31 protein-coding genes are annotated in these 25594 nt (G+C 42.2%); 25 read left to right on the plus strand and 6 right to left on the minus strand.

Annotated elements, in window-relative coordinates; translation table 11 throughout:
• Positions 1-7 precede the first annotated feature (7 nt).
• The 5 genes from ACO6S0_RS10295 (at position 8) to ACO6S0_RS10315 (ending at position 4986) form a co-directional block, all read left to right on the plus strand.
• A complete protein-coding gene (locus ACO6S0_RS10295; RefSeq protein ID WP_422348297.1) occupies positions 8-1198 on the plus strand; it encodes an ABC transporter substrate-binding protein in 1191 nt (396 codons plus the stop codon).
• Positions 1199-2230 carry an iron chelate uptake ABC transporter family permease subunit gene (locus tag ACO6S0_RS10300; protein WP_422348298.1) on the plus strand — a complete coding sequence of 344 codons (1032 nt, stop codon included), beginning with the start codon at positions 1199-1201 and terminating at the stop codon, positions 2228-2230.
• The gene (locus ACO6S0_RS10305) at positions 2230-3009 is read left to right on the plus strand and encodes an ABC transporter ATP-binding protein (RefSeq protein ID WP_422348299.1); all 780 of its coding nucleotides are present in this window, start codon (positions 2230-2232) and stop codon (positions 3007-3009) included. Before ACO6S0_RS10300 ends, ACO6S0_RS10305 begins: the two co-directional genes overlap by 1 nt.
• Positions 3010-3070: 61 nt before the next feature.
• On the plus strand, positions 3071-4414 hold the full coding sequence (gene rmuC / locus ACO6S0_RS10310; RefSeq protein ID WP_422348300.1) for a DNA recombination protein RmuC: 1344 nt from the start codon (positions 3071-3073) through the stop codon (positions 4412-4414).
• A gap of 26 nt (positions 4415-4440) precedes the next feature.
• Positions 4441-4986: an acyl-CoA thioesterase gene (locus ACO6S0_RS10315; RefSeq protein ID WP_422348301.1), complete on the plus strand. Its 546-nt coding sequence runs from the start codon at positions 4441-4443 to the stop codon at positions 4984-4986.
• Between the two features lie 190 nt (positions 4987-5176).
• Here ACO6S0_RS10315 and pgl read toward each other — a convergent pair whose 3' ends face one another.
• Both pgl and zwf read right to left on the minus strand, forming a co-directional pair.
• Complete coding sequence (gene pgl / locus ACO6S0_RS10320) at positions 5177-5890, minus strand: 6-phosphogluconolactonase (protein WP_422348302.1); 714 nt, start codon at positions 5888-5890, stop codon at positions 5177-5179.
• Between the two features lie 141 nt (positions 5891-6031).
• Positions 6032-7564, minus strand: a complete 1533-nt coding sequence (gene zwf, locus ACO6S0_RS10325) for a glucose-6-phosphate dehydrogenase (protein WP_422348303.1) — start codon at positions 7562-7564, stop codon at positions 6032-6034.
• A gap of 188 nt (positions 7565-7752) precedes the next feature.
• Between zwf and gndA the strand changes: the two genes are divergently transcribed.
• The 18 genes from gndA (at position 7753) to ACO6S0_RS10415 (ending at position 19547) form a co-directional block, all read left to right on the plus strand.
• A complete protein-coding gene (gene gndA, locus ACO6S0_RS10330; protein WP_422348304.1) occupies positions 7753-9162 on the plus strand; it encodes an NADP-dependent phosphogluconate dehydrogenase in 1410 nt (469 codons plus the stop codon).
• A gap of 33 nt (positions 9163-9195) precedes the next feature.
• A complete protein-coding gene (locus ACO6S0_RS10335) occupies positions 9196-9729 on the plus strand; it encodes a Crp/Fnr family transcriptional regulator (protein ID WP_422348305.1) in 534 nt (177 codons plus the stop codon).
• Between the two features lie 66 nt (positions 9730-9795).
• The gene (locus tag ACO6S0_RS10340; RefSeq protein WP_422348306.1) at positions 9796-10542 is read left to right on the plus strand and encodes an SDR family oxidoreductase; all 747 of its coding nucleotides are present in this window, start codon (positions 9796-9798) and stop codon (positions 10540-10542) included.
• Between the two features lie 63 nt (positions 10543-10605).
• On the plus strand, positions 10606-11181 hold the full coding sequence (locus tag ACO6S0_RS10345; protein ID WP_422348307.1) for a Crp/Fnr family transcriptional regulator: 576 nt from the start codon (positions 10606-10608) through the stop codon (positions 11179-11181).
• A 64-nt stretch (positions 11182-11245) separates the two neighbouring features.
• Complete coding sequence (locus ACO6S0_RS10350; protein WP_422348308.1) at positions 11246-11686, plus strand: carboxymuconolactone decarboxylase family protein; 441 nt, start codon at positions 11246-11248, stop codon at positions 11684-11686.
• 115 nt (positions 11687-11801) lie between these two features.
• Positions 11802-12494, plus strand: a complete 693-nt coding sequence (locus ACO6S0_RS10355; protein WP_422348309.1) for a helix-turn-helix transcriptional regulator — start codon at positions 11802-11804, stop codon at positions 12492-12494.
• 68 nt (positions 12495-12562) lie between these two features.
• On the plus strand, positions 12563-12886 hold the full coding sequence (locus ACO6S0_RS10360) for a hypothetical protein (RefSeq protein WP_422348310.1): 324 nt from the start codon (positions 12563-12565) through the stop codon (positions 12884-12886).
• 176 nt (positions 12887-13062) lie between these two features.
• On the plus strand, positions 13063-13557 hold the full coding sequence (locus ACO6S0_RS10365) for a YdeI/OmpD-associated family protein (protein WP_422348311.1): 495 nt from the start codon (positions 13063-13065) through the stop codon (positions 13555-13557).
• Positions 13558-13631: 74 nt separating this feature from the next.
• Positions 13632-13961 (plus strand): ArsR/SmtB family transcription factor, encoded by a 330-nt coding sequence (locus tag ACO6S0_RS10370; RefSeq protein ID WP_422348312.1) that lies wholly within the window; start codon positions 13632-13634, stop codon positions 13959-13961.
• Positions 13954-14403, plus strand: a complete 450-nt coding sequence (locus ACO6S0_RS10375) for an SRPBCC family protein (protein ID WP_422348313.1) — start codon at positions 13954-13956, stop codon at positions 14401-14403. Before ACO6S0_RS10370 ends, ACO6S0_RS10375 begins: the two co-directional genes overlap by 8 nt.
• Positions 14404-14553: 150 nt before the next feature.
• Positions 14554-15405 carry an ATP-binding cassette domain-containing protein gene (locus tag ACO6S0_RS10380; protein WP_422348314.1) on the plus strand — a complete coding sequence of 284 codons (852 nt, stop codon included), beginning with the start codon at positions 14554-14556 and terminating at the stop codon, positions 15403-15405.
• Positions 15389-16141 carry a hypothetical protein gene (locus ACO6S0_RS10385; protein WP_422348315.1) on the plus strand — a complete coding sequence of 251 codons (753 nt, stop codon included), beginning with the start codon at positions 15389-15391 and terminating at the stop codon, positions 16139-16141. Before ACO6S0_RS10380 ends, ACO6S0_RS10385 begins: the two co-directional genes overlap by 17 nt.
• Position 16142: 1 nt before the next feature.
• Complete coding sequence (locus ACO6S0_RS10390; RefSeq protein ID WP_422348316.1) at positions 16143-16511, plus strand: GntR family transcriptional regulator; 369 nt, start codon at positions 16143-16145, stop codon at positions 16509-16511.
• Entirely contained in the window at positions 16498-17055 is a 558-nt protein-coding gene (locus tag ACO6S0_RS10395) for a GIN domain-containing protein (RefSeq protein ID WP_422348317.1), read from the plus strand. The genes ACO6S0_RS10390 and ACO6S0_RS10395 overlap by 14 nt, the downstream gene beginning before the upstream one ends.
• A gap of 118 nt (positions 17056-17173) precedes the next feature.
• A complete protein-coding gene (locus ACO6S0_RS10400; protein WP_422348318.1) occupies positions 17174-17614 on the plus strand; it encodes a hypothetical protein in 441 nt (146 codons plus the stop codon).
• Between the two features lie 94 nt (positions 17615-17708).
• Positions 17709-17948 (plus strand): hypothetical protein, encoded by a 240-nt coding sequence (locus tag ACO6S0_RS10405; protein ID WP_422348319.1) that lies wholly within the window; start codon positions 17709-17711, stop codon positions 17946-17948.
• A gap of 49 nt (positions 17949-17997) precedes the next feature.
• Positions 17998-18678, plus strand: coding sequence for a DUF4386 domain-containing protein (locus tag ACO6S0_RS10410; protein ID WP_422348320.1), 681 nt, complete (start codon positions 17998-18000; stop codon positions 18676-18678).
• Positions 18679-18713: 35 nt separating this feature from the next.
• The gene (locus ACO6S0_RS10415) at positions 18714-19547 is read left to right on the plus strand and encodes a DUF2306 domain-containing protein (RefSeq protein WP_422348321.1); all 834 of its coding nucleotides are present in this window, start codon (positions 18714-18716) and stop codon (positions 19545-19547) included.
• Between the two features lie 4 nt (positions 19548-19551).
• On the opposite strand, the gene carB is transcribed toward ACO6S0_RS10415, so the two are convergent.
• A complete protein-coding gene (gene carB, locus ACO6S0_RS10420; RefSeq protein WP_422348322.1) occupies positions 19552-22404 on the minus strand; it encodes a carbamoyl-phosphate synthase large subunit in 2853 nt (950 codons plus the stop codon).
• Between the two features lie 94 nt (positions 22405-22498).
• Positions 22499-22657 (minus strand): 50S ribosomal protein L34, encoded by a 159-nt coding sequence (rpmH, locus tag ACO6S0_RS10425; RefSeq protein ID WP_084598129.1) that lies wholly within the window; start codon positions 22655-22657, stop codon positions 22499-22501.
• Between the two features lie 169 nt (positions 22658-22826).
• Here rpmH and ACO6S0_RS10430 point away from each other — a divergent pair, with 169 nt between their 5' ends.
• Entirely contained in the window at positions 22827-23342 is a 516-nt protein-coding gene (locus tag ACO6S0_RS10430; protein ID WP_422348323.1) for a DUF2892 domain-containing protein, read from the plus strand.
• Between the two features lie 87 nt (positions 23343-23429).
• On the opposite strand, the gene ACO6S0_RS10435 is transcribed toward ACO6S0_RS10430, so the two are convergent.
• On the minus strand, positions 23430-24398 hold the full coding sequence (locus ACO6S0_RS10435; RefSeq protein ID WP_422348324.1) for a lytic transglycosylase domain-containing protein: 969 nt from the start codon (positions 24396-24398) through the stop codon (positions 23430-23432).
• 29 nt (positions 24399-24427) lie between these two features.
• A complete protein-coding gene (locus ACO6S0_RS10440; RefSeq protein WP_422348325.1) occupies positions 24428-25105 on the minus strand; it encodes an alpha/beta fold hydrolase in 678 nt (225 codons plus the stop codon).
• Positions 25106-25265: 160 nt separating this feature from the next.
• Between ACO6S0_RS10440 and ACO6S0_RS10445 the strand changes: the two genes are divergently transcribed.
• Positions 25266-25559 carry a GNAT family N-acetyltransferase gene (locus ACO6S0_RS10445; protein ID WP_073176257.1) on the plus strand — a complete coding sequence of 98 codons (294 nt, stop codon included), beginning with the start codon at positions 25266-25268 and terminating at the stop codon, positions 25557-25559.
• The last annotated feature ends 35 nt before the right edge of the window (positions 25560-25594 follow it).

The raw sequence follows: 25594 nt of genomic DNA on the forward strand, positions 1-25594 counted from the left end.
TCTTTTTTTGAAAAAGTTAAATAATCTTACTTTTGACGGCATGGTATCCTATCGTTTATACAAAGCGTCTTTTGCGCTACTCCTACTGTTTTTGGTTAACGGATGTGTTGAAAAAAAGAAAGCACCCAACGTTGAACAATCTACACAGCCATCTGGCATAAAGCACGCCACGGGTTTTACCATCCAATCAGAAGGTGATATCACGGTCATTGAGGTTTCCTCTGCATGGCCAGGCTCAAAAACTTCCTTTACCTATGCTTTGGTTCCTAAAGAAAAACTGGCTTCCATGACCCTTCTCGCAGATGCTTATGACGCTATTGTGGCCACCCCTGTGGAGCGAATGGTGGTTACCTCCACTACGCACATTCCGTCGCTGGAGGCCTTGGGGCAGCTTGGAGTGGTGGTAGGTTTTCCCAATACCAATTTGATATCCTCGCCAAATACCCGAAAGCGAATTGACCAGGGTCAAATAAGGGAATTGGGTAACAATGAAAACATCAATACCGAAATCACTTTGGAACTAAACCCCGAAGTGATAGTGGGTTTTGGAATCAATGATACCAACAAAGCTTACGAAACCATTCAAAAGTCAGGAATTCCATTGGTATACAATGGTGACTGGACAGAGGCGACCCCATTGGGCAAAGCAGAATGGATTAAATTTTTTGCCCCGTTCTTTAATAAAGAGACGGAGGCCGAGCGCATTTTTAATTCCATTGAAGCGGATTACGAGAAAGCAAAGCTCCTGGCCTTGCAGGCCAAGGAGAAGCCAACGGTTCTCACGGGGGGATTGTATAAAGATGTTTGGTATGTGGCAGGAGGAAACAGCTGGATGTCCCAATTTCTTCAGGATGCCAATGCGGACTATCTATGGGCAGAAACGTCAGAAAGCGGTAGCATAGGTTTGAGCTTGGAGGTTGTTCTAGCCAAAGGCTCACAAGCCGATTTTTGGTTCAATCCTTCCTTGCATGCGTCTTATCAAGAGTTGTTACAGGCCAATTCCCATTACCAACAGTTTGAAGCTTTTTCCCGTAAAAGTGTATTTTCCAATGCTGTCAAAAAAGGGGACACAGGGGGTTTACTTTTTTATGAACTGGCCCCTCAGCGACCCGATTTGGTACTCAAAGATCTCATTTCCATCCTGCATCCTGGATTACTCCAGGATTACGAACCTCACTTTTTTATGCCCCTGCAATAAATGAGTTCGAACCGGTCATATTCCATAGCATTTACTCTGATAACCCTGGCACTCCTATTGGCCTTCCTGCTTAACATAAGCTCAGGGTCTGTTTTAATTCCATTTGAAGCTGTGCTCCACCTCATTTTTGGAGGAAGTGTCGAAGTGGAATCATGGAATTACATCTTATGGAATTATCGAATACCAAAGGCCTTTACCTCCGTTTTGGTAGGCGGTGGGCTTGCTTTAAGTGGCTTGCTCATGCAGACCTTGTTCCGGAATCCCTTGGCAGGTCCATTTGTATTGGGAATCAGTTCTGGAGCCAGTTTGGGAGCTGCATTACTGTTGATGGGAACTTCGCTCATAGCCGGATTCGCGGCCATGCCCTTTCTAAACGACATTTCAGTAGTCATTGCGGCTAGTCTGGGCAGTTTTTTGGTTCTTCTTGTGGTATTGCTGGTTGCCAATCGAATCAAGGACACCATGGCCCTCTTGATCATCGGTTTGATGTTTGGAAGTATTACCGCAGCCATTGTGAGTGTTTTGGCTTATTTTACCAGCGCAGAGAATTTACAGCGTTTTGTTTTTTGGTCCTTTGGCAGTGTAGGCAATTTATCCTCCCAACAGGTAACATTACTAAGTATAATTGTGGGCTTGGGAACCCTATTGGCCGTTTTTTCCATCAAACGGTTGAATGCTTTTTTATTAGGCGAGAACTATGCCCAAAGTTTGGGGGTTTCGTTAAATAAATCAAGGTTGACCATTATCATCGCCACGGGTATTTTGGCCGGAGGCGTTACTGCCTTTGCTGGCCCTATAGCCTTTGTGGGGCTAGCAGTACCGCATTTGACCCGTCAAATATTTGATACGATGGAGCATCGTGTTCTAATTCCTGCGGTGTTCCTATACGGTGCCATTCTTATGCTGTTATGTGATGTCTTGGCCCAACTTCCCAACTCTGCCAATATTCTGCCCATCAATGCCATTACATCTCTTGTTGGGGCTCCAGTGGTCATATGGTTGTTGGTAAGAAAACGTAAAATGTTGTTTTGATGCAAAAACCCGAGCACCTAAATATCAACGTGAAGGACTTGGCCGTAGGCTATAAGGATCAGACGGTTTGTCAAAACATTGATTTGCAACTGTCAGAAGGTGAGCTTTGTGCCATCGTTGGCGTTAATGGTATTGGCAAATCCACCCTGATCAGAACGCTGGGAAATTTACAGCCCAAACTGGAGGGAGCAATTCAAATTTCCGGAAAAAACTTGGAAAATTTTGACACCGACCAGCTTGCCAAGACTTTGAGTGTGGTTCTTACCGAACCACCTGCATCCAAAAATTTGAGGGTACAGGAGTTAATCGCTTTGGGAAGACAACCGTACACCAATTGGATTGGAACTTTGACCTTGGAAGATAAAAGACACGTCCAAACCAACCTTAAAGCCTTTCTGCTGGAGGAATTGAAATTCCGAAAATGTCATGAACTCAGTGATGGACAATTGCAAAGGGTACTTATTGCAAGGGCCGCTGCCCAAAATACTCCTGTGGTGCTGTTGGATGAGCCCACTACCCATTTGGATCTATACCACAAGGTGCAAATCCTTAAAATGCTGCAACAATTGGCCCATAAAAGCAAAAAGACCATCATATTTACAACGCATGAAATAGATTTGGCCATTCAATTATGCGATAAAATCTCGATTTTGGACGGCAAGAGCAACCCTTTTGGCGTCCCATCGGAATTGATCCAGCAGAAACATTTTGAGCAACTTTTTCCTTCGGATATGGTACAGTTTGATTCGAGTAGCGGTTCATTTAAGGTGAAAAAGTAATGCTATCTCCCATTTTCCCACATGAGGGAATCCTTTATCTTTATCCTTAGATTTACAATTTATGAACGAAGCATTGATTTATATCATCGTAGGGCTGCTGATGGCTGGGCTTGGACTGTTTTTGGGCATCTACATTCAAAAACTAAAAACCAAATCCAATGAAGATGTATGGGGGGAGCGGGAACAGCAGTTGAATTCATCCATTCGAACCTTGAATGATAAATTATTGGCCACCGATGAGGAAAAAAAGCAATTGCAAAATGAAAAAGAGCAGCAGAGCAACCAAATAGTTCGTTACCAAGCCGATTTGGAAAACCTACAACGCATCAATACGGAACAAAAAGAGGAGGTTGAAAAGCTTCAGGAAAAATTTACCAAGGAATTTGAAAACTTAGCCAATAAAATCCTGGATGAAAAGAGTACCAAATTCACGGAGCAGAACCAAAAGAACATCAAACAGATTTTAAGTCCGCTTCAGGAAAAAATACAACTCTTTGAAAAAAAGGTTGAGGCCACCCAAAAGGAGAACATCAGCATACATTCCGCATTAAAAGAACAATTGCTCAACCTCCAAAACCAGAATTTAAAAATTACCCAAGAAGCAGAAAATCTTACGAAGGCCTTAAAAGGTGATAGCAAAATGCAGGGAAACTGGGGCGAATTGGTGCTGGAACGGGTTTTGGAAAAATCAGGATTGGAGAAAGATCGGGAATACAGTGTACAACAAAGTTTTACCCGCGAAGACGGTTCCCGGGTGTTGCCAGATGTTATCATCAACTTACCGGATGGTAAAAAAATGATTGTGGATTCCAAGGTTTCCCTAACAGATTATGAACGCTACACCAATGCCGACGAAGAAACCAAAGAGAAACATTTGAAAGACCATATCAACTCCTTGCGGAAACACGTGGAGCAGCTTTCCTCCAAAAAATACGAGGATCTCTATGAAATGGAAAGTCCGGACTTTGTGTTGCTGTTTGTTCCCATTGAGCCTGCATTTGCTGTGGCCATTAACGAGGATAGTTCGCTATATGTAAAGGCATTTGAACAAAATATTGTTATCGTTACCCCTTCAACCTTGTTGGCTACCCTAAGAACCATAGATACCATGTGGAGCAACGAGAAGCAGCAAAAAAATGCCATTGAAATTGCAAGGCAAGCTGGTGCCCTTTATGACAAATTTGAAGGTTTTGTTACCGATTTGACCAAGGTGGGCAAGAAAATGGATGAGGCCAAAAACGAGTATCGCGGAGCTATGAACAAATTGGTAGAAGGCAGGGGCAATATTGTGACCAGCATAGAAAGATTGAAAAAAATGGGTGCCAAAGCCAAAAAATCCATTCCTGAGCCCATTTTAAAAAGGGCCCAAGAAGACGATTACGAAGAACCTCAATTGGAGCTCTAATCCTTATCCACCTTTTAGAAATTGCCATGAAAAAATTCAAGACCGCAAAGGAATCCAAAGTTTCCATCACCGAGCTCATGTTGCCATCCCACTCCAATTTTGGTGGAAAAGTACATGGAGGCCATATTTTAAATCTAATGGACCAAATTGCATTTGCCTGCGCCTCCAAACATTCGCAAGCCTATTGTGTCACCGCTTCTGTGAATCGGGTTAATTTTTTGAATCCGATAGAGGTTGGGGAATTGGTTACGCTAAAAGCAGCTATCAATTATACAGGACGTACCTCTATGGTGGTAGGTGTTCGGGTAGAGTCTGAAAATGTGCAAACTGGCCAAACCAAGCACTGCAATTCCTCCTATTTTACCATGGTGGCCAAAAATGGGGAAGGCAAGAACATTCCCGTTCCTGGATTGATTGTTGAAGACAACCAAGGATTACGGCGTTTTGCACGAAGTATGGAACGAAAGACTTCGGCCTACGATCGGGATACCAAATACAGCCCCAATAAGTTTGTGGCCAAAGAATACCTTCACTTATTGGATGGGGAAAATGTAAAACTGGAAGTGGATTAGCCTAAGTTCAACCTAGGAAGGGCTGGTTTTAGGAAGAGAATATTCAGAAATTTAGGAGATAGTCACTTCGAGCGCTGTCGAGAAGTCTTAAAAATCGATTCTTTGTCGGTCTCGACTGCGCTCGACCTGACATTTAGCACCAAATTTCTTTGATATCAACCACAGATAAGATTCCAAAATCTGCGCCTCATTAACTAAGCAAAGAAGCTGCTTCCTGGTCCATAAACCAATTTAAATTTCCTGAAACTGGATTTACCAGTGCCGCTGGGTAATCCTTAAATCCTTCGGATTGGTTCACAATAGTTTGCACCTTTTCAGCTTTTGACTGTCCCGTGACCAAAAAAGCTACCTCCTTCGCGGTATTGATCACTTTTCCGTTGATGGAAACCCTTTTTTGACCTGATTCGGGATGGGTTGCCACCACGCAATGGTCGGCCGCTTCCCAAAGATCTATCTCATGGGGAAAAATGGAGGCTGTATGTCCATCATCTCCCATCCCCAGGATGACCAAATCGAATTGGGGAACACCTTGCACTCTATCCAAATTAATTTCAAGGAGGTTGGCATAACGCATAGCCTCTGGATTTGGGTCATTTTCCCCTAAAACGCGATGTATATTTTCTTGAGGCACATCAATCTTTGAAAATAGATGTTCCACGGTCATTTTGTAATTGCTTTGATCATCAGTTGGTGGAACACAACGTTCATCCCCCCAATAAAAATGAATCCTGCTCCAATCTATTTTGTCTCCAAAGTTTTCAGCTAGAATATCAAAAACGATTTTAGGCGTACTACCTCCTGAAAGGGCCACATGAAACTCAGCTTTATCCTTGACCAAATTCTCAAAATAAGCAGAGAACTGTTCAGCTACTTTCTGTTTGTCGTTATATATTTTTAGTTCCATAAATCTATTTCAATATCCAAATTTCAAGCTCCAAAATCCAAACTTTTTTCTAGATAGTTTGACACGAATTACTCGAATTTTATCTATTTGTTGGTCTTTCCCTTACTCAAAACCATTCATCCAACATCTAGCATCTAGCATCTAGCAAATCACACAATACCCTGGATCCTCCGCCAAGCTTTCACCCGGATTCCGCCAAGAGCCCAAATCGTCTATAAGTTCATCTGCATTTTCAGGCCCCCAAACCCCCGCTGCATAACCGTACATGCGGACATCCTTTCCATTTTTCCAGTAATTCAAAATAGGATCTACAAACTCCCACGCCGCTTCCACTTCATCCGCTCTGGCATACAAAGTCGCATCTCCTTGCATAGCATCCAAAAGAAGACGCTCATAGGCCTCCATGACATAGGTCTGGGCCAAACTCGAGTAGTAAAAGTCCAAATTGGCTCGCTCCACCTTAAACCCTTGCCCAGGTACCTTTACCCCAAACTTCATCAAAATACCTTCATCCGGTTGAATACGAATAATCAGCTTGTTGTCCTTGCTGTTAACTCCAGAATCCTTAAAAATCTGGTGGTGTGGGGTCTTGAAGTGAATCACTACTTCGGTAACCTTGGTCGGCATCCGTTTGGCCGTTCGCACATAGAAAGGAACACCCTCCCAACGCCAGTTGTCCACAAAAAATTTGATGGCAGCATAGGTTTCCGTAGTGGAATTGGGATCTACACCATCTTCTTCGCGATACCCTTTAACCTTTTCCCCTTTTACCTCAGATGCCACATACTGTGCCCTGATCGTATTATCCCAAAGTGTTTTTTCATCCTTCATAATCCGAAGAGACTTCAGGGCTTTTACCTTTTCATTTCTGATTTCTTCAGGTTGATCACCAATGGGAGGTTCCATGACCACCAAAGACACGATTTGCAATAGGTGATTTTGGAACATGTCCCGAAGTGCCCCAGATTTATCGTAGTATCCACCCCTTTTCTCGACCCCGACACTTTCAGCATTGGTAATTTCAACATGGTGAATATAATTTCTGTTCCAAAGTGGTTCAAAGATGCTGTTGGAAAATCGGGTTACCAATAGGTTTTGCACCGTTTCCTTCCCGAGGTAATGATCAATCCTATAAATCTGCGGCTCTGTAAAAAATCGGTGAAGTCCAGTATTCAATTTTCTGGCTGTCTCCAAACTATAACCGAACGGCTTCTCCACGATCAATCTTTTCCAGCCATTGTTTTGGGTGCTCATCCCGGCATCTGCCAAACGCTGTGCTATAGTTTCGTACAAGGTAGGCGGCGTGGACAGATAATAGATAATGTTGCCTGATGTATTATATTCCTTTTTTAAGGTCTTTACCCTTGTCCTTAGGCCTTGGTAATCCGTATCATAGGCACCTCCCAAATCTTCATAAAACAACTTGTCCGCAAAGCCTCTGATGTAGTTTTCCTTAAGATCTTCAATTTTTTCCTTTAAATAAGGGCTCTTAAAAACCACCTTATCCCGAAATGCCTCATCTGTTAAATCGCTTCGGCTGGCTCCCAAAACCACAAAATTTTTAGGGAGTTGTCTCGCTACATACAAATTAAAAAGTGCAGGTATCAACTTTCTGGCCGTCAAGTCGCCCGAGGCACCAAAAATGACAAGAATTTGGTTGTCCGTCTTTCTCATAGTTACATCTGAAAGTTAATCGTTTAAACCTCAAAAAAAATAACATGGAAATCACGAATCCGTAAAAATGTTTTACGTTCCCATTTTATTTTTGAGCATGACGAATATAACGTTTATTTTAGGTTCGCGATTGAACGGATAGCTTACTTACCGCTCTCCTAACAAAACACTAACAAAAAGAAAGAAAAATGGCAGATACTTATGATTTTGGCCTTGTAGGCCTCGGGGTGATGGGAAGGAATTTTATCCTTAATGTAGCGGACAACGGATTTACTGCCTTTGGTAACGACTTGGATGAGGAAAAGGTCAATGCACTGATATCGGAAGGGGGAGATACCTCAAAAGTCAACGCCACATCAGATGTTGCCACTTTTGTCAATGTTTTAAGCACCCCTAGAAAAATTATGTTATTGGTACCTGCTGGGAAAGTTGTGGATATTGTAATTGATGGACTCTTGCCCCATTTGGATAAGGGGGATATCATTATAGATGGTGGGAACTCCTTTTTTACCGACACAGACCGTCGCGAAGCCTACTTACAGGAAAAAGGCATCAATTTCTTTGGAGCGGGGGTTTCAGGTGGGGCCAAGGGAGCCAGAAAAGGCCCAAGCATTATGCCTGGAGGTTCAAGAGAGGCCTATCAATACGTAAAACCCATTTTTGAAGCGGTTTCGGCTAAGTATAAGCGCGAACCTTGTGTGGCTTATTTAGGGCCCAAATCCGCAGGAAACTATGTAAAGATGGTGCACAACGGCATTGAATATGGTCTCATGCAGCTGACTTCGGAGATCTACGATCTTTTGAAAAAAGCGGGAGGATTGAGCAACGGGGAACTGCATAAAACCTTCGCAACTTGGAACGCAGGAAGGTTACAATCCTTTTTGGTAGAGATTACCTCAGAGATTTTCAAACAGAAAGATGAGCTGGGAGACGGTGACTTGGTGGATAAAATTCTGGATAAAGCCAAGCAAAAAGGTACCGGGAAATGGACCTCACAGAATGCCATGGATTTGGGGATCCCCGTACCTACTATTGATATAGCCGTAAGCATGCGGGAAATATCCGCCTTAAAAGACGAACGTGTAAAGGCAGATGATCTTTATGACAAACCGGAATTGACATCGGTGGTAAAAGATTCTTTGATAAGTAAGGCTGAACAGGCTCTTTACTTCTCCTTTATCATGACCTATGCCCAAGGAATGCACCAACTGGCAGATGCATCCAAGGAATACGGCTATGAATTGCAACTAGGGGAAATTGCGAAAATCTGGCGGGCCGGATGCATCATCCGTGCTGAATTATTGGCTGATATTACCAGTGCATTTCAGGCGGACAATACTCTTCAAAACCTGCTCCTCTCTCCCTCATTTGTAGATAAAGTAAAGGAAACGGTTGGAGCTGCAAGGGAACTTGTGGCCTATGGGGCGTCCAATGGGATTCCACTACCTGGGCTGTCCAATGCCTTGACTTATTTTGATGCCTATACCAGTGGTAGATTACCCTTGAACCTGATTCAGGCGCAACGGGATTATTTTGGTTCCCACACCTATGAGCGTCTGGACCAAGAGGGCATTTTCCATACAGAATGGGAGGATTAGGTTTTGGAACTGACGGACTATCTACAATCAAAAATGCCTATTGAAAAGGCGCGGGAACTTGCTGCTATTGCACGGCCCTTTTCCCTACAGCAAGGAGGCTATTTTATTCGTGAAGGAGAGATCCCTAAAAAATTAGCGTTTGTACGGTCCGGGCTTTTTCGTTTTGTATATATCAATGAGCGGGGGCAAGAATTTACCAAGGGTATCATGCAAGAACAATCTTTTATAAGTTCCTATTCCGCTATGGTCTCTCAATCCCCGTCCCATTTCTACATAGAGGCTTTAGAAGACTCAAAAATTTTTGAAATTACCTATGAAAATTGGCTAAAACTGTACCACGATGATGTTTTTTGGGTAAAATTTGCCCTAAAGCTCGTGGAAAAAGGATTTATCAAAAAAGAAAAGAGGGAGAGATCCCTGTTGTTATTTGATGCGGAGACCCGCTATCATAATTTTCTGGAAGAACATCCTGGGTTGGAAAAACGAATTCCGCAACATATCATTGCCTCCTATTTAGGTATTCAACCTGAATCACTTAGCAGGATCCGGAAAAAAATCCATTCTTAACATAGATCAATGCAACAGGGTTTTACGTGATTTACTTTTGGCAACCAATCCAAAAAGTAAACCATCATGAAACTATCAGGGAACACGGTATTCATTACCGGAGGGAGTTCTGGCATCGGACTCCAATTGGCAGGGGAACTTCTGAAAAGAAAAAACACAGTCATCATTTGTGGGCGTTCCAAGAAAAAATTAATTCAGGCAAAGCAGCAATGGCCCAATCTATTTACTTATCAATGTAATTTGGCAGATCCTTTGGAATGCCAACAATTAACCCAAAAGCTCAAGTACCATCATCCCAAATTGAATGTTTTAATTAATAATGCGGCCCTTGTACATAAAACTTCTTTCCTAGAAACCGATGAAATTTTGGAAATGGCAACATTGGAAACAAACACCAATTTCTTAGCACCCGTCCGACTAACAAAAATGCTGTTCGAACAACTTCATGCCTCTGAATCGGCAGCCATCATCAATATAACAACTGGACTGGTATATACACCCAGAGCGGATTATCCTTTTTATAACGCTACCAAGGCAGCATTACATTCATTCACCAAGGTTCTGCGCATGCAACTGCAACCCACTGGCGTTAAAGTAGTTGAAGTACTCTTTCCAGCCGTAAAAACACCATGGCATGCCGGGAATCCTCCAAGAATTGCCATTTCTCCAGAAAAAGCGGTACAAGAAATGATAAGAGAACTGCAAAAAGGGAAGGTTGAAATCAGAATTGGAAAGGTAAAATTGTTATATGTCCTCTCCAGATGCTTTCCAAAATTCGCCCTTAAAAAAATAAATGGACTATCCCAAAATTGAGGTAATGGATTTATCTTTGAAATGGTCCAGAAGTGTAAACCAACTCTTGTATATCTGCAACCCATGTCCAAACAATTTTTTGAACATATCAATCAATATGCAACGGTTTCCCTTGTAGAGTTTGAGGAAATTATGCGGTTTTTTGAGCTTCGTTCGGTCCGTAAAAAGGAAATGGTCATGAAAGCCAATACCCCGTGCACCCATACCCATTTTGTACTGCAGGGCTGCCTAAACATGTTTTTTCCAACGGAGAAAGGAGTGGAACGTACCATCCAATTTGGAATAGAAAATTGGTGGTTAACAGATTTCCTTTCGTTTGGCAACAAGTCCAGTTCCAATTATGCCATCCAAGCGGTGGAAAAGACCACGTTTCTGTCCATAAGCCGTGACCAGTACGACACGCTGCTGGAGCAATTTCCACAAATGGAAAAGTACTTTAGGACAATCTATCAAATTGGCTATGGGGCTTCCTTGAATAAAATGAGATACCTACAGGACTATTCCAAGGAAGACATTTACTTTCATTTTACGGAACAGTTTCCAGATTTTGCACAACGGGTTCCCCAGTATTTAATTGCTTCTTTTTTAGGGCTTACTCCAGAATACGTGAGCGAAATCCGAGCCAAAAGACGTTCTTAAACCCGTTTAAGTTATTTGGATTTTCCCTGTAATACCTTCGTTCCAAATTCAAAAAACAACGAACATGGAAACCAGAATTCAAATTGGGGAAACGGAACCCAAAGCGTATCAAGCCGTCTTTGGTCTGGAAGGATATTTGGCACAATCCGAACTAAAAAAATCACATTATAAACTGATCAAGATCAGGGCATCCCAAATCAACGGATGTGCTTTTTGTATTGACATGCATACCAAGGAAGCATTAAAGCTTGGCGAAACCCAAGAGCGCTTGTTTCTTTTGGATGCATGGCAGGATATTGATGTTTTCTCCGAAGAGGAAAAAGTAATCTTGCAAATGACGGAGGAGGTAACCAAAATCCATGAAAAAGGACTAACCCCTGAAACCTATCAAAAGGCTGTGAAGTTCTTTGACCCGCATTACTTTTCACAGCTCATTATGGCTATTGCCACCATTAATGTTTGGAACCGGATTGCCATAAGCACACATATGCCAGTTCCAAAATAATTGCTTAGCGCCGCGGGTGGAATTTTACAAATTTAAAGCGGCTTGGAAGCTAACCCATGCCGCTTTTAATGTAAATTGTATCCTCATTATCGTAGTAATAATCATCATCAAAATTATGAACAGGCTTACCCGAATTACTTCCATTTTAATTAAGTTACAGTCCAAAAGCACCCTAACCGCCCAAGAGATTGCGGACGAATTTGACATTAGTCTAAGAACCGTGTACAGGGATGTAAAAACTTTACAGGAAGCTGGAGTGCCCATTGGTTCAGAAGCAGGTATCGGATATTTCATGGTGGATGGATACCGACTGCCCCCGGTATCTTTCGCTGAGGACGAAGCCAATGCACTGGTGACCGCTGAAAAGTTTGTATTGCAGAACATGGAGACTTCCTTGGTAAAGAACTATCGTTCGGCCCTAACCAAAATCAAGGCGGTACTCCGTACCTCAGAAAAGGATAAGGTAGCCTTACTGGAAAGCAGAATAAGTCCTGCCCGTCAATTCAATACAGAAGAAAACTCATCCTATTTGGCCGAGGTGCAGAAAGCCATCACCGCTTTTGAGGTCATAGATATTACCTACCGAAACCCACAAGGTGTTACGACCCAACGTAAGGTAGACCCCCTGGGTTTATACTTTACAGAAAATAGATGGGTCATGGTGGCCTATTGCAGGTTCAGGGAAGATTACAGGGACTTTCGTTTGGACAGGATTTTGGAATTAAAACCTACAGATATAAAATCTGGGAAAGCCATTACGTTCAACCTACAGGACCACTATAAGCAAAGGGGTGAAAAATATTCTTGAACCCTACTGACATGCCCTTGACACTCTCCAGGCTTAGTTTTATCATTAAATGAAAAACAACACAAAAAATGAACAATCATCAAATTTTAGAGTGGGCCCCATTCACGATCAAAGAGGGCATCACGGAGCAACAACTGTTGGAAGCCTCCAAAGCTTTGCAAACAGATTTCTTGGAAAAGCAAAACGGATATATCCGAAGAGAACTCTTGGTTCAATCTGATCGGAACTTCATCGACACCATTCTATGGGAAAGTATGGATGCGGCACGGGATGTTATGGGCAAAATCAAAGGCAGTGAGGCTTGCACCAATTATTTCAGCCTGATGGAAGAAGCTGATACTTCCCAACCGGATCAAGGTGTTTTGCACTATCAAATGTATGCCAGTTATTAGTTTTGACCGTTGTGCAATTTGAACGTATGAATTGATATAATAGGTCAGTTCGGGTTTTCCAATAAGAAAGTATCGAGAACGAGGGATTAACCACTAAAACCCTTGTTTTCGATACTATTTTTTCAGCCCACAGCTGAAAAAATCACTCAAACTGACGAGTTTTAATCAAAATAAAAATGAAAGAACCCATAATAAAAGGCGAATTCCTCCTTCAAAAAACCCCGGGCAAAGGTGGATGGACTTATGCGAGCATTCCTGGAAGAATCAAGGGTAAATCCAATGCGTTTGGGTGGGTCAAGGTAAAGGGAAGCATAGACGGATTTCCCATTCAACAGTACCATATTATGCCACTCAATGATGGCCATATGTTTTTGCCGGTAAAGGCAGCCATCCGAAAGAAAATTGAGAAATGGCCAGGGGACTACGTTCAAGTGGTTTTGTTTCTGGACGTGGATCCAATGCAAATTCCCAAAGATATCATGGAATGTTTTCGTCAAGAACCAGCATCCCTCCTATCTATGTTTCAATCCCTTACCCAAGGGCAGCAAAAAGCCTACATGGATTGGATCTATGCTGCAAAAAAGGAAGATACCCAAGCGGACAGAATCGCATTGATGATGCACAAACTGTCTAAAAATCTAAGCCTTAACCAACAAGAAAAGCAGGAATAGTCCAAAAAATTCCTTTTCAAATTTGCGTAACCGAATGATTACATATATATTTGTAACCAAACGGTTACTTATAAATGAGAAGAGATGTATTCCAAGCCATTGCTGATCCCGTTCGGCGCGACATCATCAAGCTGTTGTCGGAACAGGCTATGACCGTAAATGAGGTGGCGGAGCAATTTGAAGTGAGCAGACCGGCCATATCCAAACATCTAAAGATTTTGGAAGAATGTGGCATCATCACCTTTAGTCAAAAAGGACGTGAACGGCATTGCCTTATTCAACCTAAAAACCTAATCCCGGCATTTCTATGGATTGACCAGTACCGAGATCTGTGGGAAGAAAAACTGGACTCTTTTGAAAACTATTTGAATCAATTACAAAACAAAAACAACACGCATGAATAATCCAAAAAACAGAACCTTGACCCTTGAACGAACCTTTAACGCGCCTCTTGATCTTGTTTGGGAAGCCTGGACACAACCAGAACACATTGCCCAATGGTGGGGGCCCAAGGGAATGGAAACCAAAGTATTGGAGCATGATTTTACCGTGGGAGGCCAATGGAAATACACCATGACCATGCCAGATGGCAGTGAATTTATTGCTGATGGCGTCTACGTGGATATTGTTCCAAAGGAAAGAATCGTTTCCTCAGCCAACTTCAAACCTATGACCGAAGGTGTGGAGATCCAAGCCATTTTTAAGGCTGATGGGGATAAAACCCATTTTATGTTTAATTGCGTGCATGAGACAGAGGAGTATTGCAAACAGCAGGAAGAAATGGGCTTCTATAATGGTTGGGGCTCCGTGTTTGACCGCTTGTCCGAATTTGTCTCTTCCAAATAACTAATACCATAAGAGCCGTGAATCACGGCTCTTTTCTTTATATGATCCAGTGGTATACAAGTCGTTAACCCTCCCCTACTTTTCAAAAAATTTGGAGAATTAAAAAAATATTTTACCTTTGCAGTGTTCTAGTTATCTAATACACTACAAATGTTAGCGGCAAACAAGCTTTATTTCAATTATCCAACCAGTCCTTCGGTCCTTAAGTCCGTTAATCTGGAACTTAAGCCAGGCAACATTTATGGCTTGTTTGGTAAGAATGGGGAAGGAAAAAGTACCTTGATCAAGATTATGGGTGGGTTGTTGTTTCCAAAATCCGGTAGTTGCACTTTTAACGGGCAGTCAACCCAGCAAAGGGAACCACAAACCTTTCAGGGTATTTTTTTAATCCCGGAGGAATTTGAATTGCCCCGCATCTCCATAAAGGCATTTGAACACATCAACTCTGTTTTCTATCCCAATTTTTCCAAAGAACAGTTTTACCATCTTTTGGAGGAATTCCATTTAAAACCGCAACAAATCATTTCCAACCTTTCTTTTGGGCAAAAAAAGAAAGTGCTGATAGCATTTGGTATTGCAGTAAACACGCAATTATTGCTCATGGACGAACCCACCAATGGTTTGGACATTCCGTCCAAGAGTCAGTTTAGAAAGGTAATGGCGGCCAGTGTTGATTCCGGGAAATGTATAGTGATCTCAACCCATCAAGTTAGAGACCTCCATAGCCTTATCAATCATGTAATCATCTTGGACAATGCCCAGGTCATTTTTGACCAATCCCTAGATCAGGTGACCAAAATGCTATGGTTTGGCAGAGCATCCAGCACAGAGCAAACCGGACTCATTTACTCTGAAGGTGCATTTGGCGGACGATCCGTACATGCTAGAATGGACAAGGAAGAAACTGAAGTGGACCTGGAACTTCTATTTAATGGGGTTTTGAATGAGCCCGTTAGAATAAATCAAATCATGCAAAACAAGGATCATGGAGCAGGGGTTTAGTTTTCAGCGTGTATTACAGTTCATCAAGCGGGACTTGGTCTTGCTACGAGGTACCTTTCTGACCGGATTTTTGGTAGCCATTATCCTGGTTTTCATATTCTGCCTGTTGAACATGGTCTGGGACCAAAAATTAGATTTGGAAGAGTTTTATGGAATTTTCGGGATCATCTATATCCCAATGGGAATACTGTTCACCTTTGCATTATTTCGCGAGTTCGGCAACCCAAAAACCAACGTATTGTATCTGACCCTTCCCGTTTCCACTCTAGAACGACTTGTGGCCAAATGGCTGACGGTTACCCTGATTTACACCGTGGTGTTATCCGTTTTGGCCTTGCTGGTCGGTACGGTAGCCATGGCGGCGGGAATCGTTCTTTTTGGAGCCAACTTTAGCCTGCTTACCCTATTCTCAGAATCCTATTTAACAATTGTTGGCACCTATATGTTTGTTCAACCTGTGGCCATGGTGGGCGCCCTTAGTTTTTCCAGAAACAAGATTGGGAAAACCTTGTTGGCTGTTGGAATCGTGGTTCTTGGCTTCTTTCTTTTCAATTTTCTATTGTACGCCATGTTCAACCATAGACTTGGTGTTTTTGACGAAGATGGGCTAGGTTCAATGGCATTCAACAAGGCCGGTATGGATTTTTCCATTATAGGACGATGGTTCTACGGTTTCATATTTGGCCCGCTGATGCTTGTGGCAGCATATTTTAAAATGAGGGAAAAGGAGGTGTAGGATGGATTTTGACAACAGTAAACCCATTTATTTACAGATAGTGGATTTCTTCTATGAAAACATATTGAGCAAACAGTGGCAAGAAGGAAGCAGAATCCCTTCTGTAAGGGAGGTGGCCATGATGGTGGAGGTTAATCCCAATACCGCCATAAGGGCTTTTAACCACCTACAGGATTTGGAGGTGATCTATAACAAAAGAGGTATTGGATACTTCGTATCTGACAATGGATTTACCACGGTTTCGGATATTAAACGCAAGGAGTTTTTGGAACAAAACCTTCCTAGCTTATTCAAGCAAATGAGTCTATTGGACATTGGAATTGAAGAATTGAACAACGCTTACAACCAACACAAAAATGAAGAAAAGTAGTCTTATTTTATGGGGAGCGCTGATTGCTATCCTGCTATTTTCGTTCATTTTTCAGCTATCCGTGCATAGCTATGTGAAGGAGGGGAAAGCCCTTATGAAACCTGTACAAATGCTAACGCAAAATAGGCAGCTTGGCCATTTTATAGCTATCAAAGCGAACGGAAGATTGAAAATTCTTATGGAACAACAAGATACAACGGTCATTCAGGTGAATGCCCCGGATTATATTATCGATTCCATTCGCACCCTAATAGTTAACGACACCTTGGACATCACTGTGGCCTCATCCTTAAAAAAGAAAGACAGTATTGTCCTTCGTATTTCGAATCCAGAATATCTCGGGCTGCATTTTAGCTCTGAGGCATCAGTTGAGTCCGTCGGGACCCTGTCAGGAGCTAATCTGGATTTGAAGTTCAGCGATAAAAGCTCTGGAAAACTTGAACTTTCCTATGAACAATTGAATTACAACAACACCTCAACGGGCAGTGTGCAACTAAATGGAAAAATTAACCAACTGAATTTTATGGAAGAAAAGAACAAGTAAATACCATCAAAAAACGAACAATCAGCTTTTATTATTCATCAATCATCAATCTGCCCTGAGCGCCTGCCTACAGACAGGCAGGAAGTCGAAGGGTCAATCAATCAAAAAACGAACAGTTATGAAATCACATACAACAACACATGACCAAGAGGGTGTTCCATATCCGCCAAAATGGCGTATTTGGCTTATGCGCGCCCTCTATTTTCTCACATTTATTGGCCTGGCCTTTGAAGCTTGGGACTATTTGCTCTTTCCCCCAGAGCCCCTGGACTATATTACGGGAGTGACCTTTAGTTTTTGGGCAGCTTATGCTACTCTCATGGGAATTGGCATAAGATACCCCTTAAAAATGCTTCCATTGATCTTGCTGCAACTGGCCTACAAATCCATTTGGGCATTGACAGTTTACCTTCCCATGAAACATGCTGGGACAATCACTCCCAATGCAGAATCCTTCTTTTGGGTATGCGTGACCGCGGTAATCATTGACACGTTGGTTATTCCATGGGGATATTTGTTTAAGGCTTTCATCAAGCCCTTTTTTAAACTCAGGGTTTAGCCGGTATAAGTACTGCAAATACCGTAGACCATTCATCATTCTGCCTGTTGGTTTATGCACTATAGGCTCGCGGGCAGGTAAAAAACGAAAAATCATGAAATCACAAAAAATAGGAACCGAACGTCATTTCCTGTTCCTGGGCATAGGGCTCACCGCTTTGATTCTTTGCAGCTATGCGCTACATAGGTATCATACGCAAAAGAAAGTGGAGTTGGCCTATCAGCAAACGGCATATGCACTTGGACTCTTATCTGACAACCTAAACAAAGGGTTTAGCCAAATGGGGTATTTGAACCAATTTGAGCAAATCAGACGAAAAATCTACAAGCACTAGAGTTTATTCATCAACCTGCTGTTGGAAGACAGCAAAAAAAAGAACCATCATGAAAACAAATCAAAAAACAGGTAGAATTGTAGGGGCCTTGTTGCTCCTGATTATGGCGGTGGGTATACCTTCATTGAATCTGAGAGGGCTTTCAACCTCTATGGGCCAAGACCTAAATTTTCTGGAGTACATCCATCAAAATGCATTGGGCATGCGCTTGGGAATGGTGCTGGACATCACTGCCAGTGGCTTATGGCTTTTTATTTCCATTTATCTTTTTCCCAAAATCAAAGCATATAGCTTGGGGCTTGCCCTTGCATTTTTTGGACTTTGGGTGATTAATTTGGGCATCATAATCTACAGCAACATCAGTCATTTATCGCTGATTTCGTTGAGTGGAGAATTTGTGAAGCCTGGGGCTGCCAATCTGGACATACTACGGACCCTTGGCTTGCTAAAAATTGAGGACTACTTCTGGTCGCATTTTATGGCACTAATTACCTATGCCATGGCTGCCTTTGTATTCTACTATTTTCTATTTCGAACCAAATTGGTTCCCAAATTATTGGCGTTATGGGGCATGATAGCTATTAGCCTGGTATTTATGGCCTCTTGGGTCAACATCTTTGATTTGGATATCAGCTTCCATTTCTATTCCCAGAATGGCATTTTTATGATTGTCTTTATGGGATGGTTAATTGCCAAGGGGTTTTCTGATTCTGCCATTCAGAACAGCTAGTTTCATCAATGTATTAATCAACAAAACGAACAATCATGACATTTAAAACAGATACGCTTACCGCCGGTAGGCCAACCAAAATATGGCCTAAAAGATTTTTGGATAAATCCATTGAAATTTGGTTTACGGTCGCTGTGTTAGGCCAATGGATATTTGCCTTTTACGTAGCCTTGTTCTACGGGGGAGCCGCTATGGACGGAGATTTTATGAGGTGGAATAGGGTTTTGCCCCACGGTTATGTGGAAGGTGAGACCATGGGCAATATGGCCGTGGCCATCCACTTGCTTTTTGCCGTCATTGTAATGGCCGGCGGCCCCATGCAGTTCATTCCAAAACTTAGGAATTACTTTCCGCGCTTTCATCGTTGGAACGGACGATTTTACATTGGGGCTGCCTTTTTAATCAGTTTAAGTGGAATTTACATGGTTATCACCAAGGGTACCATTAGTGGTTTGGTTGGGGATGTAAGCGTAAGCCTAAATGGGGTGCTTATCTTAACCTTTGCCCTGATGGCCCTAAGAACAGCCATAAAACGAAATTTTATAGTACACCGAAAATGGGCTCTAAGACTGTTCCTAACCATGGCTGGGGTATGGTTCTTTAGAATAGGCTTAATGTTTTGGCTATTCGTTCACGGAAGACCTGTAGGATTTGACCCTGAAACCTTCCGTGGGCCGTTCCTTGTCTTCCTAGGTTTTGCCCAATATTTGCTCCCTTTGGCGGTGTTGGAACTTTATTTTTTGGCACAAAAGAACAAGTCCCAAGGAGCCAAGATTGCCATGTCCATTGGCATGATAATCTTGACTCTTATAACAGCTTTGGGAACTTTTGCGGCCACTATGGGTATGTGGATACCGCGAATTAGCTGAATCTCTATTTGCTGAGGTACATCTTTCTTCGGGAGTACAGGTTGTAGAAATCATCATCTTTTAGACTATCTATAAAGAGGATGCTCTCTCCTGTACTTTTCATCTCTGGGCCCAGATTCTTATTCACGTTAGGGAACTTGTTGAACGAAAACACCGGTTGTTTTATCGCATAGCCGTCCAAATGGGGCTTGAAATCAAAGTCTTTTACCTTATTTTCCCCCAACATTACCTTGGTGGCATAGTTCACATACGGTTCTCCGTAAGCTTTTGCAATAAATGGAACGGTACGGGATGCTCTCGGATTTGCTTCAATGATGTAAACGATATCGTCCTTAATGGCAAATTGGATATTGATCAGTCCTACCGTTTTAAGGGCCAAGGCTATCTTCTTGGTGTGATCCTTTATTTGTTGCATGACAAATTCCCCAAGATTAAAAGGAGGCAAGGTGGCATTGGAATCCCCAGAATGGATACCACAGGGCTCTATATGCTCCATAATCCCGATGATATAAACTTCTTCTCCATCACAAATGGCATCTGCTTCAGCTTCAATGGCTCCATCCAAATAATGATCCAATAAAAGTTTATTGTTGGGAATGCTGCGGAGCAAATCCACCACATGCGCTTCCAACTCTTCCTTATTGATCACAATCTTCATTCCCTGTCCACCCAAAACATAAGACGGACGTACCAAAAGTGGGAAGTTCAATTCATCTGCTAGTTCCAAGGCTTCATCGGCGGTTTCCGCAACACCAAATCGAGGGTAAGGAATGTCATTTTCCTTCAATAAAGTAGAAAAACTACCCCTATCTTCTGCCAAATCCAAGGATTTAAAACTGGTCCCGATGATGTTGATACCATAGCGATCCAACTTTTCGGCCAGCTTCAATGCTGTTTGTCCGCCAAGTTGCACGATGACTCCCTCTGGTTTTTCATGAAGAATGATATCATAGATATGCTCCCAGAAAACGGGTTCAAAATAGAGCTTGTCCGCAGTATCAAAGTCCGTGGATACCGTCTCTGGGTTACAGTTGATCATGATGGTTTCATAATCACATTCAGCTGCCGCCAAAACCCCGTGCACACAGCAGTAGTCAAATTCTATCCCCTGCCCTATCCTATTGGGCCCAGAACCTAAGACCACAATCTTTCTTCTATCGGTGACCTCGCTATCGTTGGCCACAAAACGCGTACCATCAGCTGTTTCAATTTCTTCCTCAAAGGTGGAGTAATAATATGGGGTCATGGCCTTGAACTCTGCCGCACAGGTATCCACCAATTTATAGACCCTATTGATCTTCAGGGCCATCCTCTTTTTATGGACTTCACTCTCGTAGCAATCCAACATATGGGCTATCTGACGATCTGCAAAACCTTTTTGTTTGGCCTCCAACAACAGGGATTTGGGAAGGCTCTCCACCGTATATTTTGATATCTCCATTTCCAGATAATGAAGTTCTTCATACTGCTTAAGGAACCACATATCTATCTTGGTGATATCATGGATAGTCTTTAATGGAATCCCTAATTGGATAGCATCATAGAGTACGAAGACCCGATCCCAACTGGGTACTTTCAGTTTTTGGATAATTTTGTCGTAGTCCTTATAACCTTTACCATCTGCGCCAAGACCATTTCGTTTGATTTCAAGTGATTGTGTGGCCTTGTGTAAGGCTTCTTGGAACGATCTACCAATACCCATGACCTCCCCAACGGACTTCATCTGAAGCCCCAAAGTCCGATCAGAACCTTCAAATTTGTCAAAGTTCCATCTTGGGATTTTTACGATAACGTAGTCCAAAGTGGGCTCAAACAATGCCGAGGTGGATTTGGTAATTTGATTGTCCAGTTCGTCCAAACTGTAACCAATGGCCAGTTTGGTGGCAATTTTCGCAATAGGATATCCAGTGGCCTTTGATGCCAAGGCCGAAGAACGGGATACCCTAGGGTTGATCTCAATGGCTATAATATCCTCTTTTTCATCCGGGCTCACCGCAAATTGAACATTACATCCCCCTGCAAAATCCCCAATGCTTCGCATCATATGGATGGCCATATCGCGCATACGTTGGAATGTCCTATCAGATAAAGTCATTGCGGGAGCCACAGTGATGGAGTCCCCCGTGTGAATGCCCATGGGATCCATATTTTCAATGGTACAAATGATGACGACATTGTCATTTTTATCCCGAAGCAACTCCAATTCGTATTCCTTCCAGCCCATCAAGGCCTTGTCAATCATCACTTCGTGGATGGGCGATACCTCAAGTGCATGGCTCAATTGTTTATCAAAATTTTCTGGGTCGTACACAATGGACGCCCCTGCTCCACCCAAAGTAAATGATGCCCTGATCACTAAGGGAAAACCAAATTCTTGCGCTATTTCCTTTCCTTTAAGGAAAGAGGTTGCGGCGGCCTGGGGTGGCATGCCAATCCCAATTTTAAGCATCAATTCCCTAAACTTCTCACGATCTTCAGTGATATTGATGGCGTCGATATCCACACCTATGATTTCCACTCCAAAATCTTCCCAAATACCCTTCTCATCTGCTTCAATACACAGATTCAAAGCCGTTTGTCCTCCCATGGTGGGTAGTACCGCATCAATATTGGGGTGCTTTTTTAAAATCTCAATAATTGATTTGGTATTCAAGGGTTTCAGGTATACATGATCCGCCATGGCAGGATCCGTCATGATCGTAGCCGGATTGCTATTGATCAAGATGGTTTCTATACCATCCTCGCGAAGCGATCGTAAAGATTGGGAACCGGAATAATCAAACTCACATGCCTGGCCAATGATGATAGGGCCAGAACCAATAATCAAAATGGATTTTAAATCTTTTCTTTTAGGCATTGTATAGGGTGTTACTCGTTTTCTTTATTGATAGTCCAAAAAAAAGGTGCTACTTGGAAAGTAACACCTTTAATTTAAAACTAAAATATAGTCATTATTTTTTATGTCTTGGCTCAGATGAAACAGATAATTTCTTTCTTCCCTTAGCTCTCCTTCTTGCAAGAACTTTTCTACCATTGGCAGTCGCCATGCGTTCTCTAAAACCATGTTTGTTTCTTCTCTTCCTCTTTGACGGCTGATACGTTCTTTTCATTTCGGAACTCTTTTAATGGATTTTGTTGCTGGGAGATAAAACTACCCTAAAAATTCTGGGCGCAAATATACGAAGAGTTTTTATTTTGGCAAATGCAAAAAGAAAATATTTAAATTAGTTTTTAGTACTTTTGCCTCCTCTTGAAACCGACTTAAAATCCGAACAAAATATGTTCCATAAAAATATAAAATTAGTCATTGCTGCCTTAATAGTAGGCTACTCAGGATACCAGTTTGCCGAGGGCTACATTGGCAACGGCATTTCCCTTATTCTACTTTCATTGGTGTTTATTTTTCTGTATTTCAGAAATGAATTCATCCTTATGGCTTTTCTTCGGATGCGAAAACAAGACATGGAAGGCACACAAAAATGGTTGGGCAAAATCAAGAATCCAGAGGCAGCTTTGATCAAAAAGCAACAAGGCTACTACAACTACCTGCACGGTATTATTTATTCCCAAAAGAACTTGACACAGGCAGAAAAGTATTTCAAAAAAGCCCTAAAACTGGGTTTGACCATGGATTATGATGTTGCCATGGCCAAGTTAAGTCTTGCCGGGATTTCCATGCAAAAGCGCAGAAAGCGGGAAGCTACACAGTTGTTGCAAGAAGCCAAGAAATTGGACAAGAACAATATGCTTACGGAGCAGATCAAGATGATGCAGCAACAGATGAAGAAAATCTAGTTGTAAATTCCAAATCACAAACTTCAAATTCCAAATACCCCTCTTCCATCTTTGGAATGTGGTGCTTGAAATTTGAGCTTTAGGAATTTATTCCCCTGCACTAATATTTCGGTAATATCCCTTATTCGGAATCTCGATCACATACTTTTTGCGCGAAGCATTGTTCAAATGCGGTTCGCGCAACCATGGGTTATGCCTTTTCAATATTTTGTAGTTGATTTCATAGAGCTTGGCAAAATCTGCCCAGCTGGTCACCGCAGTATCTACCTGCACCGAAAATGTCGGTACCGTTTTATAAAAATCTTCCTGCTCTACTTCAAAACCGTACTTGTCTGGATTGGAAAGAATCTCCTTGAGGGCCAAAATTCGGAACACGTACCGTCCAGTCTCCTGCCCCAACAGAAGATCATAGTAATTGTCCACTTTTTGAATATTCATATACTTCTGCACTCCACCAGGGCCAGCATTGTATGAGGCTGCAGTCAAAGTCCAGGTACCAAAACGTTTTTTCCATTTGTTGATGTACTCACAAGCCGCTTGGGTAGATTTCTCAATATGATAGCGCTCATCTACATTGGAGTTTACCTCCAACCCATATTCCCGTCCAGTATTTCTCATAAAATGCCACATGCCCGCCGCTCCTTTGGGTGAGGCCACATCTATCAGCGCACTTTCCGCAACCGCCAAATATTTGAAATCGTCCGGAATTCCATTTTTGGCCAAAATGGGTTCTATGATGGGAAAATACTTATTCGCCCTTTTCATCAACAATAAGGCATTGGATTGCCAATAGGTGTTTACCAAAAACTCACGGTCCACCCGTTCCATGACTTCGGGATCATCCAAAGGAACTGCCTCCCCAGCAAAATTCAAATCTTCCGGAATTTCAATGGCACTGATCCGATATCCGTCAGCTACATTTTTGTCGTTTTCAACGTCTTGTTCCTCGGATTTAGCTTGAACAAAATCCTCAGGTTTGGACTGTACCGCAAAAATCAAACTTCCTACCACAACCACTAGTCCAATTACGGCCAGTACATTTTTAACATGCTTCATAAATTACCTCATTTGTTTGGTTAAAGATACTATATAGAACTTCCTTCTTCTAAAATAATTGCGGGAAGATGCTCATTAAACCATCTTGCCCGATGTATTATCATGGTATGTGTTCCGTTTTTAATTGTGATGCAATCCTTGATTTTTTCAATGGGAAACACGGCATCTTTATCTCCATGGATGTGGACAAGATTGGCAACGGGTGCCGATGGATTCCAATTGACAATATTGTCTATTGCCCAGTCTATATACCGCTTATCCCGGACAGACAAGTAGGTTTCATAAAGATCGAGCCGTTTGGTAGCTCGTTCCCCAAACGCATATCTAGCCAATAGTTCCACATTGTTGACCAGTCCAGTCGGCAATAGTTTATGCGCCTTGGTATACTTAGCAAACAGCATTTTTTTTGGCAATTCGTGCTGGTGTTTTACCGCAGAGACCACTATGGTCTTTCTTACCTTGATATGCTGGGCCATTTCCTGAACCAAAAGTCCTCCGAAGGAAACTCCCAACAAAACAGGATTTTCATGTGGAACTTGGGCCACCATTTTTTTAGCATAATTCGCTAGGGACATTCCCTTTTCTGGAACAAACCATTCCAGCCTATGCAGGGTGAAGGTTTCTGGAGGTAATTTTATCCCATCAAAAATAGAAGGATTGGCTGCCATACCAGGCATCAAATACAAATGGATTTTGGAACGGGGCATTTTTCCCTAATATCAATTGGGCTAGGAAATTAACAAATTTTTGACTAATTTTGTGTCCCTTTTGCAATAGGCCCCGCTCATTTTTGAACAAACAACCAAAAGGGACGATTTTAAATTACCGCTTTGGTAATGTGCTGTGTCAATTTTAAAACAATACTATATGACAGAAATGGAAATTAATGACAATAGTTTCTTACGCCAATTTGAAACTAGGGTTGATGGCCATTTGGCTAAAATTGAGTACTCTTCACAAGAACGTAAAGTATTTTTGACCAAATTGGTCATTCCAGAGGAAATTACTCAAGAAGGTTTTAAAGAAACATTCATTAAGGCCGTTTTGCATGAAATTCAAGAGAAGAACCTCAGAGTGGTACCCACAAGTCCGCACATTGCAGGTTTCTTAAGAAAGAACAGACAGTACAAAGAGATGCTTCCCGTAGGAATCCGCATCTAACCCAAGAAACACAAAACGAGTTGAAGACCTCTCAT

The sequence above is a fragment of the Flagellimonas sp. genome (assembly GCF_965233845.1).
In the GTDB taxonomy this organism is placed as follows: Bacteria; Bacteroidota; Bacteroidia; order Flavobacteriales; family Flavobacteriaceae; genus Flagellimonas.

What these genes read in the sequence shown, in the direction of transcription:
- ACO6S0_RS10345 (WP_422348307.1), top strand. Translation starts at nt 10,606, where the DNA reads ATGTCCAAACAATTTTTTGAACATATCAATCAATATGCAACGGTTTCC.
- gndA (WP_422348304.1), top strand. Translation starts at nt 7,753, where the DNA reads ATGGCAGATACTTATGATTTTGGCCTTGTAGGCCTCGGGGTGATGGGA.
- ACO6S0_RS10415 (WP_422348321.1), top strand. Translation starts at nt 18,714, where the DNA reads ATGACATTTAAAACAGATACGCTTACCGCCGGTAGGCCAACCAAAATA.
- ACO6S0_RS10360 (WP_422348310.1), top strand. Translation starts at nt 12,563, where the DNA reads ATGAACAATCATCAAATTTTAGAGTGGGCCCCATTCACGATCAAAGAG.
- rpmH (WP_084598129.1), bottom strand. Translation starts at nt 22,657, where the DNA reads ATGAAAAGAACGTATCAGCCGTCAAAGAGGAAGAGAAGAAACAAACAT.
- ACO6S0_RS10370 (WP_422348312.1), top strand. Translation starts at nt 13,632, where the DNA reads ATGAGAAGAGATGTATTCCAAGCCATTGCTGATCCCGTTCGGCGCGAC.
- ACO6S0_RS10350 (WP_422348308.1), top strand. Translation starts at nt 11,246, where the DNA reads ATGGAAACCAGAATTCAAATTGGGGAAACGGAACCCAAAGCGTATCAA.
- carB (WP_422348322.1), bottom strand. Translation starts at nt 22,404, where the DNA reads ATGCCTAAAAGAAAAGATTTAAAATCCATTTTGATTATTGGTTCTGGC.
- ACO6S0_RS10375 (WP_422348313.1), top strand. Translation starts at nt 13,954, where the DNA reads ATGAATAATCCAAAAAACAGAACCTTGACCCTTGAACGAACCTTTAAC.
- ACO6S0_RS10445 (WP_073176257.1), top strand. Translation starts at nt 25,266, where the DNA reads ATGACAGAAATGGAAATTAATGACAATAGTTTCTTACGCCAATTTGAA.
- rmuC (WP_422348300.1), top strand. Translation starts at nt 3,071, where the DNA reads ATGAACGAAGCATTGATTTATATCATCGTAGGGCTGCTGATGGCTGGG.
- ACO6S0_RS10400 (WP_422348318.1), top strand. Translation starts at nt 17,174, where the DNA reads ATGAAATCACATACAACAACACATGACCAAGAGGGTGTTCCATATCCG.
- pgl (WP_422348302.1), bottom strand. Translation starts at nt 5,890, where the DNA reads ATGGAACTAAAAATATATAACGACAAACAGAAAGTAGCTGAACAGTTC.
- ACO6S0_RS10440 (WP_422348325.1), bottom strand. Translation starts at nt 25,105, where the DNA reads ATGCCCCGTTCCAAAATCCATTTGTATTTGATGCCTGGTATGGCAGCC.
- zwf (WP_422348303.1), bottom strand. Translation starts at nt 7,564, where the DNA reads ATGAGAAAGACGGACAACCAAATTCTTGTCATTTTTGGTGCCTCGGGC.
- ACO6S0_RS10355 (WP_422348309.1), top strand. Translation starts at nt 11,802, where the DNA reads ATGAACAGGCTTACCCGAATTACTTCCATTTTAATTAAGTTACAGTCC.
- ACO6S0_RS10305 (WP_422348299.1), top strand. Translation starts at nt 2,230, where the DNA reads ATGCAAAAACCCGAGCACCTAAATATCAACGTGAAGGACTTGGCCGTA.
- ACO6S0_RS10435 (WP_422348324.1), bottom strand. Translation starts at nt 24,398, where the DNA reads ATGAAGCATGTTAAAAATGTACTGGCCGTAATTGGACTAGTGGTTGTG.
- ACO6S0_RS10315 (WP_422348301.1), top strand. Translation starts at nt 4,441, where the DNA reads ATGAAAAAATTCAAGACCGCAAAGGAATCCAAAGTTTCCATCACCGAG.
- ACO6S0_RS10365 (WP_422348311.1), top strand. Translation starts at nt 13,063, where the DNA reads ATGAAAGAACCCATAATAAAAGGCGAATTCCTCCTTCAAAAAACCCCG.
- ACO6S0_RS10430 (WP_422348323.1), top strand. Translation starts at nt 22,827, where the DNA reads ATGTTCCATAAAAATATAAAATTAGTCATTGCTGCCTTAATAGTAGGC.
- ACO6S0_RS10300 (WP_422348298.1), top strand. Translation starts at nt 1,199, where the DNA reads ATGAGTTCGAACCGGTCATATTCCATAGCATTTACTCTGATAACCCTG.
- ACO6S0_RS10340 (WP_422348306.1), top strand. Translation starts at nt 9,796, where the DNA reads ATGAAACTATCAGGGAACACGGTATTCATTACCGGAGGGAGTTCTGGC.
- ACO6S0_RS10385 (WP_422348315.1), top strand. Translation starts at nt 15,389, where the DNA reads ATGGAGCAGGGGTTTAGTTTTCAGCGTGTATTACAGTTCATCAAGCGG.
- ACO6S0_RS10390 (WP_422348316.1), top strand. Translation starts at nt 16,143, where the DNA reads ATGGATTTTGACAACAGTAAACCCATTTATTTACAGATAGTGGATTTC.
- ACO6S0_RS10335 (WP_422348305.1), top strand. Translation starts at nt 9,196, where the DNA reads ATGCCTATTGAAAAGGCGCGGGAACTTGCTGCTATTGCACGGCCCTTT.
- ACO6S0_RS10380 (WP_422348314.1), top strand. Translation starts at nt 14,554, where the DNA reads ATGTTAGCGGCAAACAAGCTTTATTTCAATTATCCAACCAGTCCTTCG.
- ACO6S0_RS10405 (WP_422348319.1), top strand. Translation starts at nt 17,709, where the DNA reads ATGAAATCACAAAAAATAGGAACCGAACGTCATTTCCTGTTCCTGGGC.
- ACO6S0_RS10410 (WP_422348320.1), top strand. Translation starts at nt 17,998, where the DNA reads ATGAAAACAAATCAAAAAACAGGTAGAATTGTAGGGGCCTTGTTGCTC.
- ACO6S0_RS10395 (WP_422348317.1), top strand. Translation starts at nt 16,498, where the DNA reads ATGAAGAAAAGTAGTCTTATTTTATGGGGAGCGCTGATTGCTATCCTG.